Annotated in this window: 14 protein-coding genes; 6 read left to right on the top strand and 8 right to left on the bottom strand. The window is 70.3% G+C overall.

What is annotated here, in order from left to right:
- Positions 1-25: 25 nt before the first annotated feature.
- Together AB5J50_RS42725 and AB5J50_RS42730 are read right to left on the bottom strand one after the other, a co-directional pair.
- Positions 26-1606 carry an aromatic amino acid ammonia-lyase gene (locus AB5J50_RS42725; protein WP_369263972.1) on the bottom strand — a complete coding sequence of 527 codons (1581 nt, stop codon included), beginning with the start codon at positions 1604-1606 and terminating at the stop codon, positions 26-28.
- Between the two features lie 79 nt (positions 1607-1685).
- Positions 1686-2645: an ABC transporter substrate-binding protein gene (locus tag AB5J50_RS42730; protein WP_369263973.1), complete on the bottom strand. Its 960-nt coding sequence runs from the start codon at positions 2643-2645 to the stop codon at positions 1686-1688.
- Positions 2646-2988: 343 nt separating this feature from the next.
- Between AB5J50_RS42730 and AB5J50_RS42735 the strand changes: the two genes are divergently transcribed.
- From AB5J50_RS42735 to AB5J50_RS42750, 4 genes are all read left to right on the top strand, one after another.
- The gene (locus AB5J50_RS42735; protein WP_369263974.1) at positions 2989-5565 is read left to right on the top strand and encodes an ATP-binding protein; all 2577 of its coding nucleotides are present in this window, start codon (positions 2989-2991) and stop codon (positions 5563-5565) included.
- Between the two features lie 2 nt (positions 5566-5567).
- Entirely contained in the window at positions 5568-6041 is a 474-nt protein-coding gene (locus tag AB5J50_RS42740; RefSeq protein WP_330310361.1) for a roadblock/LC7 domain-containing protein, read from the top strand.
- 71 nt (positions 6042-6112) lie between these two features.
- Positions 6113-6544 (top strand): DUF742 domain-containing protein, encoded by a 432-nt coding sequence (locus AB5J50_RS42745; RefSeq protein WP_327435295.1) that lies wholly within the window; start codon positions 6113-6115, stop codon positions 6542-6544.
- Between the two features lie 34 nt (positions 6545-6578).
- On the top strand, positions 6579-7106 hold the full coding sequence (locus AB5J50_RS42750) for an ATP/GTP-binding protein (RefSeq protein ID WP_330310362.1): 528 nt from the start codon (positions 6579-6581) through the stop codon (positions 7104-7106).
- Between the two features lie 44 nt (positions 7107-7150).
- On the opposite strand, the gene AB5J50_RS42755 is transcribed toward AB5J50_RS42750, so the two are convergent.
- The 6 genes from AB5J50_RS42755 to AB5J50_RS42780 all read right to left on the bottom strand — a co-directional run bounded on the left by AB5J50_RS42755 (position 7151) and on the right by AB5J50_RS42780 (position 11810).
- Positions 7151-7825 (bottom strand): ABC transporter permease, encoded by a 675-nt coding sequence (locus AB5J50_RS42755; protein WP_369263975.1) that lies wholly within the window; start codon positions 7823-7825, stop codon positions 7151-7153.
- On the bottom strand, positions 7822-8538 hold the full coding sequence (locus tag AB5J50_RS42760; protein ID WP_369263976.1) for an ABC transporter permease: 717 nt from the start codon (positions 8536-8538) through the stop codon (positions 7822-7824). The genes AB5J50_RS42755 and AB5J50_RS42760 overlap by 4 nt, the downstream gene beginning before the upstream one ends.
- The gene (locus AB5J50_RS42765) at positions 8535-9695 is read right to left on the bottom strand and encodes an ABC transporter ATP-binding protein (protein ID WP_369263977.1); all 1161 of its coding nucleotides are present in this window, start codon (positions 9693-9695) and stop codon (positions 8535-8537) included. Before AB5J50_RS42765 ends, AB5J50_RS42760 begins: the two co-directional genes overlap by 4 nt.
- A gap of 191 nt (positions 9696-9886) precedes the next feature.
- Entirely contained in the window at positions 9887-10762 is an 876-nt protein-coding gene (locus tag AB5J50_RS42770; RefSeq protein ID WP_369263978.1) for a DNA-3-methyladenine glycosylase, read from the bottom strand.
- A gap of 154 nt (positions 10763-10916) precedes the next feature.
- The gene (locus tag AB5J50_RS42775; RefSeq protein WP_369263979.1) at positions 10917-11648 is read right to left on the bottom strand and encodes a glutathione S-transferase C-terminal domain-containing protein; all 732 of its coding nucleotides are present in this window, start codon (positions 11646-11648) and stop codon (positions 10917-10919) included.
- A 96-nt stretch (positions 11649-11744) separates the two neighbouring features.
- The gene (locus AB5J50_RS42780) at positions 11745-11810 is read right to left on the bottom strand and encodes a putative leader peptide (RefSeq protein ID WP_369265667.1); all 66 of its coding nucleotides are present in this window, start codon (positions 11808-11810) and stop codon (positions 11745-11747) included.
- Between the two features lie 627 nt (positions 11811-12437).
- Between AB5J50_RS42780 and AB5J50_RS42785 the strand changes: the two genes are divergently transcribed.
- Complete coding sequence (locus tag AB5J50_RS42785) at positions 12438-13418, top strand: amino acid ABC transporter permease (RefSeq protein WP_369263980.1); 981 nt, start codon at positions 12438-12440, stop codon at positions 13416-13418.
- Positions 13415-14203 (top strand): amino acid ABC transporter ATP-binding protein, encoded by a 789-nt coding sequence (locus AB5J50_RS42790; RefSeq protein ID WP_369263981.1) that lies wholly within the window; start codon positions 13415-13417, stop codon positions 14201-14203. Before AB5J50_RS42785 ends, AB5J50_RS42790 begins: the two co-directional genes overlap by 4 nt.
- The last annotated feature ends 100 nt before the right edge of the window (positions 14204-14303 follow it).

Consider the following 14303-nt stretch of genomic DNA (forward strand, 5'->3'; position numbering starts at 1 on the left):
GTTCTGGACCCGGCACCCGGAACGATCAGCACCCTGCCGCGAGTTCGGCGAACTCGTCCAGGAGAGCCGCCGCGTCGGTCACGTCGTCCGTGAGCGGGCGGTCCTCCATCGCCGGGTCCAGGACCGCCGCCGCGCGAGCGTACGCACGGCCCGCCGGGGTCCCCGGAACGGGTACGGTGCCGCGCTGGCGCAGGGCCCGTACCGCGGCGACCAGTTCGCAGCCCAGGACCAGCCGGTACGCCTGGGCCAGCCGAAGCGACTTGCGGGCCGCCTGGGTGGCGAAGCTCGCGGCCTCCTCCAGCCCTTGCGAGAGCACCACGTGACCGAGGGCGGCCGGGGTGGCGCACGCCTGGATCTCGGCGAGCGCGGCCGCGCCGCTGTACTCCAGGATCATCATCCCAGACCCCGCCGAGGCGTCGTCGGCCAAGTAGGAGCGCAGCCCGGTCAGTTCGGGGCGGCCGAGACCGGACAGCCGGGCCGCGGACAGCCGGGCCGTGCCGAGAACGGCGAGGCCCAGCTGGTCGAGCGCGAGGGTGAGCGGCGTGGCGAAGAAGCCGCCGTGATGATGGGCGACCGGGACACCCGTGGGTTCGTCCCACCCGATCAGGGGGTTCTCGGTGGCGGAGTTGAGCTCGATCGACAGCACGCGCTCCAGGCCCGCCCAGGCCTCCGTCGCGGGCCCGTGGACCTGGGGAAAACATCGGAAACCGAAGGGGTCCTGCACGCGCGGGACCGATGGCGCCGAGCGCTCCGCCATCGCGGACCGCCACTGTTCCGGCCCGTCGGGCGCGAGCAGCCCCCGCACACAGGCCGCCGCCCGCCCGATCGCCGGATGCGGGTGGGCCCGGTGGACCTCGGGTGCGTAGGCCTCCAGGGATCCGTCGATCGCGAGCAGCGACAGCGAGGCCACGACGTGTGCGGCGCGGAGCAGCCCGCCGAGGTCGTGGCAGACGAGCGCGGAGTGGCCGAGGGTGAGGGCGTTGCTGCTCAACAGGGCCAGCGCGTCGCCGCGTCGGATCTCCAGCCGCTCGGGGAACGGCTCCTCGTCGCCCGTCCCGTCCCGTTGCCACGTGCCGTGCCCGAAGAGCGCCAGCCCCAACTGGGCCAGCGCCGTCAGGTCGCCGGTGCCGACCGACCCGTACTCGTTGACCTGGGGATGCGCCCCCGCTCGTAGCGCGTGCGCGAGGGCCACGGCGATCTCGGGGCGCACACCGGAGCCCCCGGCGAGCAGTTGGTTGATCCGCACCACCATCATCGCGCGGACCTGGCGCACGGGCAGGGGGTCGCCCAGGCCGCCCGCATGGCTGAGCAGCAGCCGCAGGTCATGGCCCGCGCCGTCCTCTTCCTCGACGGCGACGCCCCGGTGCGCCCCGACGCCGGTACTGCGCCCGTACACCCGGGCGCCCTCCTTGGCCAGGCCGCGTGCGGCCCGCCGGGTGCGCTCCATCGCCTCCAGCGCCGCCGGACGCACGGCGGGAGGCAGCGCGCCGTCGGCGATCCGGGCGACCGTGCCCACATCGAGGCCATGACCGTCGAGTGACGCACCGGTCGCCGTGGCACAGCCGGCCGTGCCGCCGGTGGTCGTATCGGCGGTGCGCTTGAGCATGACGGACGTTCTCTCCTCAGCCGTACGTCGTCGGGGAGTGTGGCCGGGGCGGGTGTACGCCCCGGCCGTCACGCACCCGTCAGACCAGCCCGGCGGAGGACAGCCATGCCTTGGCCACGTCCAGCGGGTCCTTGCTGTCGACCTCCACCTGGCCGCGGAGCTTGACCAGGGTTTCCGTGTCGAGCTTCGCCGAGACGGCATTGAGCACGGGAACTCCGGCCGACGGGAGACCACTCTTGTAGGCGAGCGGAGTCACGTTCTCGAAGCCGAAAAGATTCTTGGGGTCCTTGAGGACCACAAACTTGTTCTTACTGATTCCGGGGTCAGTTGTGAAAATGTCCGCGGCTTGGATGTTGTTGCCCTTGAGAGCGGCCACGGTCAGCGGACCGCCGGCGTCCAGCGCCTTGAAGGATTTGAATTCGAGACCGTAGACGGACTTGAGGCCCTTAAGGCCCTGCTGCCGCGTCTGGAACTCGGGAGAGCCGCCGATGACCAGGTCCGGCGCCGCGTCGGCGAGGTCGGCGATCGTCGAGTTCTCCGTGAGGCTGTACTTCTTGGCCGTGGCCTCGTTGAGGGCGATCGCGTCCTTGTCCTCGGCCGAGGACGGCTTCAGCAGGGTCAGGCTGTGGTCGAGGCCGGCGTTGATGGCCGTGCTGGTCTCCTCGACCGTCTTCGGTGTCGCCTTGGCGTTCAGGTAGGCCAGCAGGGCCCCGTTGTACTCGGGCAGGACCGTGATCGTGCCGTTCTTGATCAGACCGTAGGTGGTCTCACGGCTGCCGATGTTCAGCTTGTAACTGACCTTGATCCCCTTGGACTTGAGAGCCTCGCCGTAGATGTCGGCGAGCAGGATGCTCTCGGGGAAGTTGTTGGAACCCACAACGACCGTACCGGCCTTGGCGGAGTCTCCCTTCAACGGGTCGCTCTTGCCCGAGTCGTCGGAGGAACCACAGCCCGTCAGCGCGGCCGTGGCCACAACCAGCAGGGAAACAGCGTACGTTGCGGACGTTCTGGTGCTTCTGGCGATGGTCACGTTGGTCATCCAGACTTGGCATGGTGGGGCGAAGGTGGCCGGAAGGCGCGGGTGTTGACGGTCGTCCACACGATCCAATCGAGCCTCCGAGTGGACCGTCAAGACACGAATAGATCACTGGTGGGGATCGCGCGGCTTCAGCCCGTATGCACAACGCGACTGAAATGCGAGCGAATCAGGCGTCTCCACATGTCACTTTTTGGTTGATCATGGCCGTACTCTTGCGGCAGCCGCTACTGTTGGCCGCGTCGAGGACCAAGTTCCGCTTATCGGGCCTGACCGCGCTGTCGCGATCGCTGATCCATGCGCCCTGGCAATGGGCTCCCACAGGGATTGAAGTCAAGGAGGCTGGGTGCCCGCGCACAGGAAGTCCGCCCCGGGGCAGCCGTCCACGGCTCCCCGAACAGGCCGGACACCTTCTCTTCTCGACCGCTGGCCTTTCCGCCGGAAACTCAACGTCCTGGTGATCGTCCCGCTCACGGTCGTCTCCGCGATGCTCTCCTACGTCGTCTACGGCCAGGTCGACCGTGCCCGGTCCGCCGCCGACACCGCCCAACTCGTGCGGGACAGCGCGCAGGTCGCCAAACTCATCGACGGTGTGCAGACCGAGCACCGGCAGGCACTCCTCGTCTCCCTGCGCTACGAGGCCGCCCGCTCCGACGACAGTCCGCCCGACACCTCCTCCTACCTCCAGGCGCAGGACAAGGTCAGCGCCCAGGCCGAGGCCGTCCGGTCGGCCTACGGGGACCGGCTGCCCGACGCCGAGGCGCAGGCGCTCAAGGAACTCGAGGGCCTGGACAGCCTCCGCAAGACCGTCGAACAGGGTCCGATACCCGCCGACAACATCGACCCCGCGTACGGATCGGTGATCGAGGGCCTCATCAACGGCCTCGGACTCGGCCAGTCCGGCAGTGAGTCCTCGTCGTCCGCGGGCAGTCTGCTCGACGCGCTGCTGCGTGCCGACACCGCCCACGCCTCCTTCGAGACCAGCGTCTTCGCCGCCCGTACCCGGGACCCCAACGCGCTCATCGAGTTCACGGCGGCCGTCGGGGACTACGACCAGTACACCTACCAGGCCGAGCGGTTCACCCGGTTCGCCAGCACCGAACAGGGCAGCGACCTCGCCGAGATCGAACACAGCCCGTACCAGAGCGTCATCGCGCAGCACTGGGCCGAGCTCCAGGTCGACCCCAGCGCTCTGGTCGCCGAGAACGCGGCACAGCTGCGGGCCGCCCTCGGCGACGCGCTGAGCGCCGACCCCACCTATGAGCGCCAGGCCCAGAACCGGCTGAAGATCGTCCAGGAGCTGATCAGCGAGATCGCCGCCGACACCCAGGGCGCGTCGAACAGCGCCTGGTGGCTGGTCGGTTGGCTGGTCGCCGGCAACCTGCTCGCCTTCGCCGCCTGGCTCCTGTTCTCCGTTCTGATGCGCCGCTCCGTGGTGCGGGCCGTGAAGACCCTCACCGAGGCGGCCCAGTACGTGGCCACCGCGGCCGGGACCGAGCTGGCCCGGGTCGCGGACGACGACGCCGACGACGCGAGCCCGCCGCGCCTCGAAGCCGTGCCCGTGCCGGTACGCGACGAGATCGGTGAACTCGCCGAAGCCTTCAACCAGGTTCAGGTGACCGCGACCGCCCTGCTGGAGCGCCAGGTCGTCAGCCGCCGCAACATCGCCGAGATGTTCGGCAACGTCGGGCGCCGCGTCAGCAATCTGACGGCACGTCAACTCGCGCTGATCGACTCGGTGGAGCGTGGCGAGACCGACCCGGAGGTACTGGACCGGCTCTACCGCATCGACCACATCGCCGTACGTCTCCAGCGCAACGCCGACAGCCTGATGCTGCTCGCCGGCATCAGCGAGACGGGCCTGGGCACCGAACCCATGCGGCTCAGCAACATCGTGCGCGCCGCACTCGGCCAGATCGAGGGCTACCAGCGGGTCACCCCGCATGCCGAGGGCGATGTCACCGTAGCCCCTGACATCGTTGGCGATCTCACGCTGATGCTCGCGGAACTGCTGGAGAACGCGGTGATGTTCTCCCCGGCGTCCAGCGGGGTGGAGGTGGTCCTGCGCCCCCGGCACGGCTCCGCCGGCGGCGCCCTCGTCGAGATCATCGACCACGGGCTCGGGATGAGCCCCGAGCGGCTGGAGCAGGAGAACTCCCGTCTGATCCGCCGTGAACGGCTCGACCTGGCGCCGACCGAGGTCCTCGGCCTGTTCGTGGTCGGCGGACTGTCCCGGCGCTGGGGCATCGAGGTCGTCCTGACCCGCACCCCGGGCGGCGGCGTCACCGCCACCGTCGCGGTCCCCTCCTCCCACCTCCTGCTCACCGACCCGGCACAGGCCGCGGCGCGGGCCCCGCACATCCTGCCGCCGGCCCGCCGCTCCGGCATGAGCGAGCCGCGCCCCGCGACGGTGGAGTCGCCGCCCGGCCCCTCGGGCCTGCCCCGCAGGGTTCCCGCGCGGCCCCGGGGCGGCGAATCTCCCGGCCACGCCCGCCGCACGGAGTCCGCCGGACCCCTCGGCGGCGAGGACGCCCTGGCCCACCCGGCGAACGGGTCCGGGGCGCGGCCCGGCAGCGGCGCCGCCGACGCCCGCTCCGGCACGGCGACCGAGTCGAGGCCCGGCGAGGCCGGTCCGCTGCGCCGCCGGGTGCGCGGTGCGACCCTGTCGGCCGGCACCGCTTCGAGCCGACAGCCCGAACGGACCGTCACGAACCCGCGGCCGCCCGCCTGGCGGCCCACGGACGCGGAGGCGGCACGATCCGAGATCGACGAGTTCGAGGCAGCCGTCCTGCGGGCCGAGCGCGACAGCGCGGCCGACGACCGGACCACCGGGGCGACCCGGCCCGGGAGCCGGCCAGGCACCCCGAACCGACCCAGCACAGAGAACAGCAGACCCTCATCCCCGGAAGGCAAGAGCAAGTGACCATGTGGACAGGCGAGCCGGAGTCCGGAGCCGTGGCCCCGGTGACGGACGTGAAGACCGCCGCTGCCGACTTCAATTGGCTGCTCAATCGATTCGCCACCGAGACGGCCGGGGTCGTCGACGTGATCGGTGTCTCCTCCGACGGACTGCTCATCGCGGTGTCCCAACTGCGCGGACAGGCCGACTCGGAGAGGCTCGCCGCGATCGTCTCCGGTATGACCAGCCTGGCCATGGGCGCGTCCGGCAACTACGGCCTCGGCGCCCTGAACAAGGTCATCATCGACCTGGAGGAAGGGCACGTCCTGGTGTCGGCGCTCGGCGCGGGCGCGGTGCTCGGCGTGGTCGCCTCCAAGGAGGCCAAGCTCGGCAACATCGCGTACGAGATGACCCTCTTCGCCAACCGTGCCGGTGCGGTCCTGAGTCCACAGCTGGTCATGGAGCTCAAGAACACCGTGGGCATCGCGCCGGCCGGCTGACGTCCGACGGGCCGTCACATCGGCCGCCACATGAGCGATGACGGTTCGCGAAGCGAAGGGGGGAGGACGAGATGACGGCCGGCGAGCCATCAGCCACCGACGGCGCAGGGTGGGAAGTGGAGCCCCCCGCGTCGGTCGTCCGGCCGTTCCTGCTGACCGCGGGGCGGATCGCCGGCGGCGACAGTCTCGTACCGCCGATCCCGATCGAGACGCAGGTGGTCGCGACCGATCTGGGTCTTGCCGCGCTGGACGCCTTCGTCTTCGACCAGCACCGCGACATCATCACGGTCTGCCGCGAGCCGCAGTCGCTGGCGGAGATCGCGGCGAAGCTGCGGATGCACTTGAATGTGATCCGGGTGCTCGCCGATGATCTGCGCGCGGACGGTCAACTGGCCCTGTACGCACCGCAGGCCCGCTCCAACCGCGATGTCACCGTATTGCGAAGGGTTATCGATGGTCTCCGAGCTATCCCCGACTCCCGGGGCGCGATCCGTGAGGGCTGACGCCGAGGGGCCCCGGCCGCCGCTGCCGGTGAAGATGGTGATCGCGGGTGGCTTCGGCGTGGGCAAGACCACCACGGTGGGCGCCATTTCCGAAATCGAGCCGCTGACCACCGAGGCGTCCATCACCTCGGTCGCCGCGGGCGTCGACGACCTCACCCACACTCCGGAGAAGATGACGACGACCGTCGCCATGGACTTCGGCTGCGTCACCCTCGACCCGACCCTGAAGCTCTATCTGTTCGGGACCCCCGGCCAGGAGCGGTTCGGGTTCATGTGGGACGACCTGGTCGAGGGCGCGCTCGGCGGACTCGTCATAGTCGACACCCGCCGTCTCGACGACTGCTACGCGGCCGTCGACTACTTCGAGCACCGCGAGATCCCCTTCGCGGTGGCCGTCAACGCCTTCGACGGCAAGGTCGAACACGATCTGAACGACGTACGGTGGGCCCTCGACGTCGGCGACCACGTGCCTCTCACCGTGTTCGACGCACGTGAACGAGGCTCCGTGCGGGACGCGTTGCTCGTCGTACTGGAACACGCGCTGGCCACCGCCGAACGATGAAAGGGGGGACGGGCTCGAAGCCCGTCCCCCGTTCCATCCGTCCGTCAGACCGCGCGGCGTCTGCGCACGCCCGGGGACACCGCCACCCGGCCCACGGCCCAGAACAGCGCGAGGACGAGCAGCGCGAGTGTCGCCGTGAGCGTGGCCCCGCCGACCACCTTCTCGTAGTTGCGCTGGTAGAGGCCGTCCACGATGTAGCGGCCGACGCCGCCGAGACTCACATAGGCCGCGATCGTCGCGGTCGACACGATCTGGATCGCCGCCGAGCGAAGTCCGCTGAGGATCAGCGGCAGCGCCGCGGGCACCTCGACCTGGAGCAGGATCCTTGCCTCCGCCATGCCCATGCCCCGCGCTGCGTCGACGGGGGAGGGGTCGACGTTGCGGACCGCCTCGTAGGTGGTGATGAGGACCGGCGGGACCGCCAGCACCACGAGCGGGATCATCACGGGCAGGATGCCGAGACCGAGCCAGACGAACATCAGCACCAGCAGCCCGAACGTCGGCAGCGCCCGGGCCCCCGCCGCCACGAAGGCCAGCGCGTTGCCGCCGCGGCCGGTGTGTCCGGTGATCAGGCCGATGGGAAGGCCGATGGCCGCGGCGATGGCGAGCGCCGCCGCCGAGTACTGGAGGTGCTCCCACACGCGCTGCGGGATGCCGTCGTAGCCGTGCCAGTGCGAGCCGTCGGCGAAGAAGGACTGCATGTAGTTCAGCACGTTCACGAGACGCTCTCCGGGGTGCGGGCCGCGCCCGCGGTCGTGGACGTACTGGACGTACGGCGCCCGGCCCTGCGGCCGGTGGGCGGCTGCCAGGGGGTGAGCACGCGACGCAGCAGGACGAGCAGTGCGTCGATCAGTACCGCGAGGACCGCGGTGGTGACCACCGAGTTCACCGCGAGGACGGGCCGGTGGTAGAGCATCGCGGTGGTCAGCAGATTGCCGAGCGCACCCTGGTTGCCGATCAGCGCGCCGACGCTGACCAGGCTGATGCTGGAGGCGGTCGCCACCCGCAGTCCGGCCATGATCGCCGGTACGGCGATGGGGAGTTGGACCTGGAAATAGCGGCGTACCGGGCCGATGCCCATCGCCGCGGCGGCGGCGATCGTCTCCTCGGGCACCGAGCGGATGCCGTCGACGACCGCCGGGACGAGGACCACCAGACTGTACAGACACAGCGGGATCATCACCGTGAGGCGGCTGAGCCCGGTGTAGTCGATGAGCACCACGAAGAAGGCCAGCGACGGGATCGCGTACAGCACCGTGGTCGTCCAAAGGACCGGCGGGTAGAGCCAGTTGAAGCGGACGCACAGCAGGCCGATCGGCAGCGCCAGCAACAGACCGACGAGCACCGGGATCAGGGCCTCCTGCATGTGCCAGGAGATCAGGCCTTGATAACTGTTCTGCAGGTCGCTCGGGATGTCGAAGAACCCGTTCATCGCACAGCCTTCGCCTGGGACGGGCCCTGCGTGGAATCGGCCGGGCCCGGCACGGTGTCGGCGGCCCGCCGCTGCCGAGCGGCGCGGATCGTGGCGGCGACCGTCTCCTGCCCCGCGACTCCGAGGACCCGTCCGGCCCCGTCCACGGCGACGGCCTGGCCGGTGGGCGACAGCACCGCCCGGTCCAGGGCGACCCGCAGCGAGTCCCGGCCCACCTCGAAGCTCTGCCCGTGCGGCTCCAGGGCGTGGATGTCACCGGCCCACACGGCGAGGTCGGCCCAGCCCAGCGGCTTGCCGTCGGCGTCGGTCACCAGGACGGGCGACGGCGTTCCCTCGCGCCCGGCGATCTCCTGCCAGTCGGAGCCGACGGGGAAGACCCGGGAGCGGTCGAGTGCGAGGTCGCGGGTGGACAGGAACGACAGACCGCGGATGCCCCGGTCGGCGCCCAGGAACTCCTCCACGAACGCATCGGCGGGCGACGACAGAATCTCGTCGGGGGCGGCGAACTGGGCGAGCCTGCCGCCGGTGCGCAGCACGGCGATGCGGTCGCCGATCGTGATGGCCTCGTCCATGTCGTGCGTGACGAACACGATCGCCTTGCCGAGTTCGCCCTGGATACGGAGCAACTCCTCCTGGAGGCCGCGGCGGACGACCGGGTCGACCGCGGAGAACGGCTCGTCCATGAGCAGGATCGGCGGGTCCGCCGCCAGGGCGCGGGCGACACCGACACGCTGCTGCTGGCCGCCGGAGAGCTGGTACGGATAGCGGCGGGCCATGCCCGGATCGAGGCCGACCCGTTCCATGAGTTCGGCCGCCCGGGCCCGGGCGCGCTGCTTGGACCAGCCGAGCAGCCGCGGCACCGTGGCGATGTTGTCGAGGATCGTGCGGTGCTGGAAGAGCCCGGCGTTCTGGATGACGTAACCCATGGAACGGCGCAGGGCGTTGACCGGCTGGCGCAGGATGTCCTCGCCGTTGACCCGGATCGTGCCGCTGCTCGGCTCGACCATGCGATTGATCATCCGGAGCGTGGTGGTCTTGCCGCAGCCCGAAGGTCCGACGAGAACGGTGATGGAGTGGTTCGGTATCTGGAGAGACAGGCGATCGACGGCCACCGTGCCGTCGGCGTATCGCTTGCTGACATCTTCGATGGCTATCAAGCGTCGAAACCCTTCGGGAACGGCTTTGCTCGTACGTGGCGCGATCGTGTGTACGAGGGTGCGTAGTCTAGCCAGTTGATGTTCGTTCGCGGTCGCCGCAGGTTACGGTTTCGAGCTTGGGCCGGTGTCCTGATGAACAGGTGAGTCACGGTGTGCGTGCGGATGCGCAGGCGCGCGTCCCTCCGTGTTTCTCAAGCGGCCCGCGCGGGGCGGACGGCGGCCGAGCCCAGCCGCTCACCGCGCAGGACACGCAGGTGCAGTGCGGCCCAGGTGCGGTAGGGCCGCCAGTTCTCCGCGATCTCGGTGAGGCTGCGCCCCGGCCCGTACCGCTCGGCGACCTCCGCCTCCAGCCGGCGCTCCTGGGTCGGCAGGGCGTCCGGATGGCCGGCGCCGCGCAGGACGACGAGCTCGGCGGAGAAGACGCCCAGCCCCTTGACCTGCTGGACCTGCCGCACCGCCTCCCCGGGGCTCAGGGCGCGCAGCCAGGCGCCGTCGAGGAGTCCGTCGAGTGCGGCGTGGGCCACGGAGTGCAGGTATTCCGTCTTGCGCCAGGGGAGTTCGTAGTCCAGGCCGAGCAGGGCCTCGGGGGAGGGGAACGCGCCGCCCGTGCCGTAGCGGGCGATGAGGCCGTCACGCATCCGCCTGGCCGACGTCATCCCCGTGCGCTGGGTCAGCACCGCCCAGGCGGCGGCCTCGTACGGCGAGTGGAACCCGCACGGGCGCAGGCCCGGCCAGCGGGCCTGGACCTCGGCGATCACGGGGTCGCGCTCGGCGACCGCGGGCCAGCCGCGGGCATCGACGTCCAGGGACAGAAAGCGGCGCACCTGCTCGGCGGCGGCCGCCAGATCGCCGTCTCCGGTCACCACGACCCGGGCCGTGGTGCCGTACTGGGTCACCTCCGCGCCGACACGGCGCCAGTCGGAGTCGGCGTGGAAGACCGTGCGCAGCGCCCCGCCGCCACCGGCCGCCGAGGCCGGGCCCAGCGGCGCCATCTCCTCCCAGAACTCCCGGCTCGTGTCCAGCGACCACGGACCGGCCACCTCGCATTCGACCGCGTGCTGTGCCATGTCCGACCCCATTTTCCGTGTGGCTGTGTCTCTGTGCCCACCACCTTGGCCGCAATACCTGACAAGTTCCGTCAACTATTTCCGCCGCCTTCATCGGTCGGGCAAGCGCGGCCCGCGCGAGGTGGCCGCCCCTCGCGCGAGCCGGAGGTACCGGTCAGCCGGCGCCCGTCGTGGACCGCTCGGGAGACAGATGTACGGACGCGGCGCGCTGGAAGGCGGGATGCCCGGCGAGGCGGCGCACATAGGCGCGAAGGTGGCTGTGCCGGGCGAGGGCATCGCGCACGTCGAGATGAGTGAGCGCCACCCAGACGTCCACATCGGCGGCGGTCGGTTCATCGCCCAACACGTAGGTATGTGCGGTGAGTTGACGGTCCAGCAGATCCAGCGCGGCCGCCCGGGCCGCCGGCCGTGCGGCCGATGTGACGTCCTGGTCGAGGAGTTCACGCAGGGCGTCGATGTCCGCGGCGCGGGCCGGCGGGTGCAGCAGCGGGACGCTTGCCGCGTCGTGGCCGGTCAGGAGGCCCGCGAGGTCGCGGAGGATGTCGGGCGTGTGATTGCTGACGATGCGTCCGCTCCAGCGGTCGCACAGCGCGGGCGCCGTCAGCGGGCCCTCGTAGTGGTGCCAGGTGGCCTCGTAGGCGCTGCGCAGCGAGGCGGACGCGTCCGGTGTCTCGGTGGGGAGCGCCACGACGGTGGTGGCGACCGAGTCCTCCAGACCGAGCAGGCCGAGGGTGATCGAAAGGCGCAGCGAGCGCGGACAGTTCAGGGAAAGGTACAGCTGATAGCGGTGCGGCGCCGGGTAGAAACCACCGGCGGCGCCGACGCCGATGCGGGTACACATGCCTGACGTGCCGGTGGTCGAAGCGCGCGAAACGGTCTTGGGCATGACTCTCCATGGGGGAACGACGAAGCCCCGGCCGCCTCTTGGGCGGCAGCGGCGGAACGGAGTGACTGCGCTTGCGTACGGCTCGAAGAGGCCGGACTAGTACGCGCTGGAGACCCGCAACAAGTCGATGTGCAGGCGCCTCGTCAGGTTGTTCCTGTGCATTCCCACCGGTCCCGCCTCCAGGTCCCGCGAGTCGCGAGACCGTGCTTGCCCCACCGAAGGAAAACCCGCGTGCTGAGGCGCTGACAATCGTGACCGTCCTCGTCAGTGTCAGCGCGCTCCCTGAAGCCGTCAAGGACGCGTCCACCCGGTCTCACCAGGTGGTCATCCGGGCCGGTGCACGTTGACATTGGTTTCCGCGCGTGCCTAACTTACGCCGCAGATCGGTCATGAGCGTCAGCGACAAGTCCTGGCTCAAGGGACAAGTCCTGGCTCACCGGCCGGAAACCAGCGATGGAGACGGCGATGCACGCAGCTTCGAGGAAGGCCGCACAGCGGCCCCGCGGCTGTGTCCTGCTGTGCGGCAACCGCTGCGTCGATCTGCTCCGCGTCAACAGCGCCCTGTGTACCGCTCCGGGCCGTGCCCGCAGTGCTTCGGGCTGTGCCCGCTGTCAAGGCTGACGGCGTTCTGAACCTCTGAAGCGCACCGCCAACCGCGGTGTGCCCTCTGCCCGCCCAGCCCCCGGTACCGGCGTTTCCTCGCGCTCCGCCATCCGCAGCCGTCTCTTTCGCGCCGCGGTGCCGTCGCGTACGCCACGCCCCGGGGTGTCCCTCTTTGCTGGAGCCCTCATGAGTGAACCCCCTGGCGCCGCCGTGTCCCTCGCCGAGGCACCGCCCGCCGACTCCCCGTCGAAGCCGCTCACGGCTCAGCGAGTGCTGCCGCTGCGCAGGCCCGGCCGCTGGATCGGCACGGCCGTCGCTCTGGTCCTGGTCGCCCAGATCATCCACGGCCTGGCCACGAACCCGTTCTACCAGTGGGACCGTTTCCGCTACTGGTTCCTGCGCCCGACGATCCTCGACGGACTCGTCGTCACCCTCGAAGCGGCCGCGCTCAGCGCCGTGTTGGGGCTGCTCGGCGGCATCGTGCTCGCCCTCGCCCGGCTCTCGGGAAGCCCGGTGCTGCGCGCGGTGAGCTGGGTGTACACCTGGCTGTTCCGCTCCATACCGCTGATCGTCGTCCTGATCTTCCTCTACAACTTCAGTGCTCTGTACCAGACGTTGAGCATCGGAGTGCCGTTCGGACCGGCCTTCTTCACCTTCGACGAGTCGCGGCTCGCCACCGACCTGACGGTCGCTGTCATCGGTCTCAGCCTCAACGAGGCGGCATACGCGGCCGAGGTCGTCCGCGGCGGCATCCTCTCCGTCGACCAGGGCCAGCACGAGGCGGCGGCCGCGCTCGGCCTGCCGAAGACGTATCAGTTCACCCGCGTCGTCTTCCCGCAGGCACTCAGGTCCATCACCCCCAACTACGTCAACCAGCTGATCGGCCTGATCAAGGGAACATCCCTGGTGTTCTACGTCTCGCTGCTCGACCTGTTCGGCTCGGTGCAGACGATGGGCAGCACCTATCCCGGCGACATCGTGCCGCTCCTGCTGGTCGCCACCGTCTGGTACCTGATCCTCACGAGCGCCGTGTCCGTCGTCCAGTTCTACGTCGAGCGGTACTTCGCCCGGGGCGCCACGCGCACCCTGCCGCCGACCCCCCTGCGAAAGGTGCGCAGCGGCCTTGGCGACCTGCGCGCCCGGCTGCGCAAGGAGGCCGTCGTATGACCACCACCCAGACCCTCGACGCCAGTCCGGCCGCGCTCGAGATCCATGACGTGCACAAGTGGTACGGGCCCCACCGGGTGCTCGACGGCGTCGACCTGACGGTGCGGCCCGGTGAGGTCACCGTCATCCTCGGCCCGTCCGGCTCCGGCAAGTCCACGCTGCTGCGAGTGATCAACCACCTGGAGAAGCCCGAGATCGGCTACGTCAGCGTCAACGGTGAGCTGATCGGCGTACGACGCCAGGGTGAGCGGCTGAAGGAACTCAGCGAGCGCGCCATCCTGGGCCAGCGCAGCCGGATCGGCTTCGTCTTCCAGAACTTCAATCTGTTCCCGCACCTGACCGTCCTCGACAACGTGGCCGCCGCGCCCGTGGCCACCGGGAAGCTGACCAAGCCCGAGGCCCAGGAGCTGGCCCGCGAACTCCTCGGCCGGGTGGGCCTGGGCGAGAAGACCGGCGCCTATCCGCGCCAGCTCTCCGGCGGCCAGCAGCAGCGGGTGGCCATCGCCCGCGCGCTCGCCCTGCGCCCGGGGATCATCCTGTTCGACGAGCCCACCTCGGCACTCGACCCCGAACTCGTCGGCGAGGTTCTGGCCGTCATCAAGGACCTGGCGACCAGCGGCACCACCCTCGTCATCGTCACCCACGAGATCGGCTTCGCCCGCGAGGTCGCCGACCGGGTCGTCTTCATCGACGGCGGCAAGGTCGTCGAACAGGGCCCGCCCGCACAGGTGTTGGACCACCCGCGGCACGAGCGGACCCGGGACTTCCTCAGCAAGGTGCTCTGACCTCCTTTCTCGGCAAGGCGCTCCGACGGGCGCCTCCCTCTTGCCGGTTCACCGCGGTCGGCCCTCACCCCAGCCCTCACCAGCCCACACCCAGCGACAA

This window comes from Streptomyces sp. R35 (genome assembly GCF_041053035.1).
Taxonomy (GTDB): domain Bacteria; phylum Actinomycetota; class Actinomycetes; order Streptomycetales; family Streptomycetaceae; genus Streptomyces; species Streptomyces lutosisoli.

Bases quoted from the DNA above. Each gene is read 5' to 3' on its own strand.
- AB5J50_RS42725 (WP_369263972.1), bottom strand. From the start codon at position 1,606: ATGCTCAAGCGCACCGCCGATACGACCACCGGCGGCACGGCCGGCTGT.
- AB5J50_RS42730 (WP_369263973.1), bottom strand. From the start codon at position 2,645: ATGACCAACGTGACCATCGCCAGAAGCACCAGAACGTCCGCAACGTAC.
- AB5J50_RS42740 (WP_330310361.1), top strand. From the start codon at position 5,568: ATGTGGACAGGCGAGCCGGAGTCCGGAGCCGTGGCCCCGGTGACGGAC.
- AB5J50_RS42745 (WP_327435295.1), top strand. From the start codon at position 6,113: ATGACGGCCGGCGAGCCATCAGCCACCGACGGCGCAGGGTGGGAAGTG.
- AB5J50_RS42750 (WP_330310362.1), top strand. From the start codon at position 6,579: ATGGTGATCGCGGGTGGCTTCGGCGTGGGCAAGACCACCACGGTGGGC.
- AB5J50_RS42760 (WP_369263976.1), bottom strand. From the start codon at position 8,538: ATGAACGGGTTCTTCGACATCCCGAGCGACCTGCAGAACAGTTATCAA.
- AB5J50_RS42770 (WP_369263978.1), bottom strand. From the start codon at position 10,762: ATGGCACAGCACGCGGTCGAATGCGAGGTGGCCGGTCCGTGGTCGCTG.
- AB5J50_RS42775 (WP_369263979.1), bottom strand. From the start codon at position 11,648: ATGCCCAAGACCGTTTCGCGCGCTTCGACCACCGGCACGTCAGGCATG.
- AB5J50_RS42785 (WP_369263980.1), top strand. From the start codon at position 12,438: ATGAGTGAACCCCCTGGCGCCGCCGTGTCCCTCGCCGAGGCACCGCCC.
- AB5J50_RS42790 (WP_369263981.1), top strand. From the start codon at position 13,415: ATGACCACCACCCAGACCCTCGACGCCAGTCCGGCCGCGCTCGAGATC.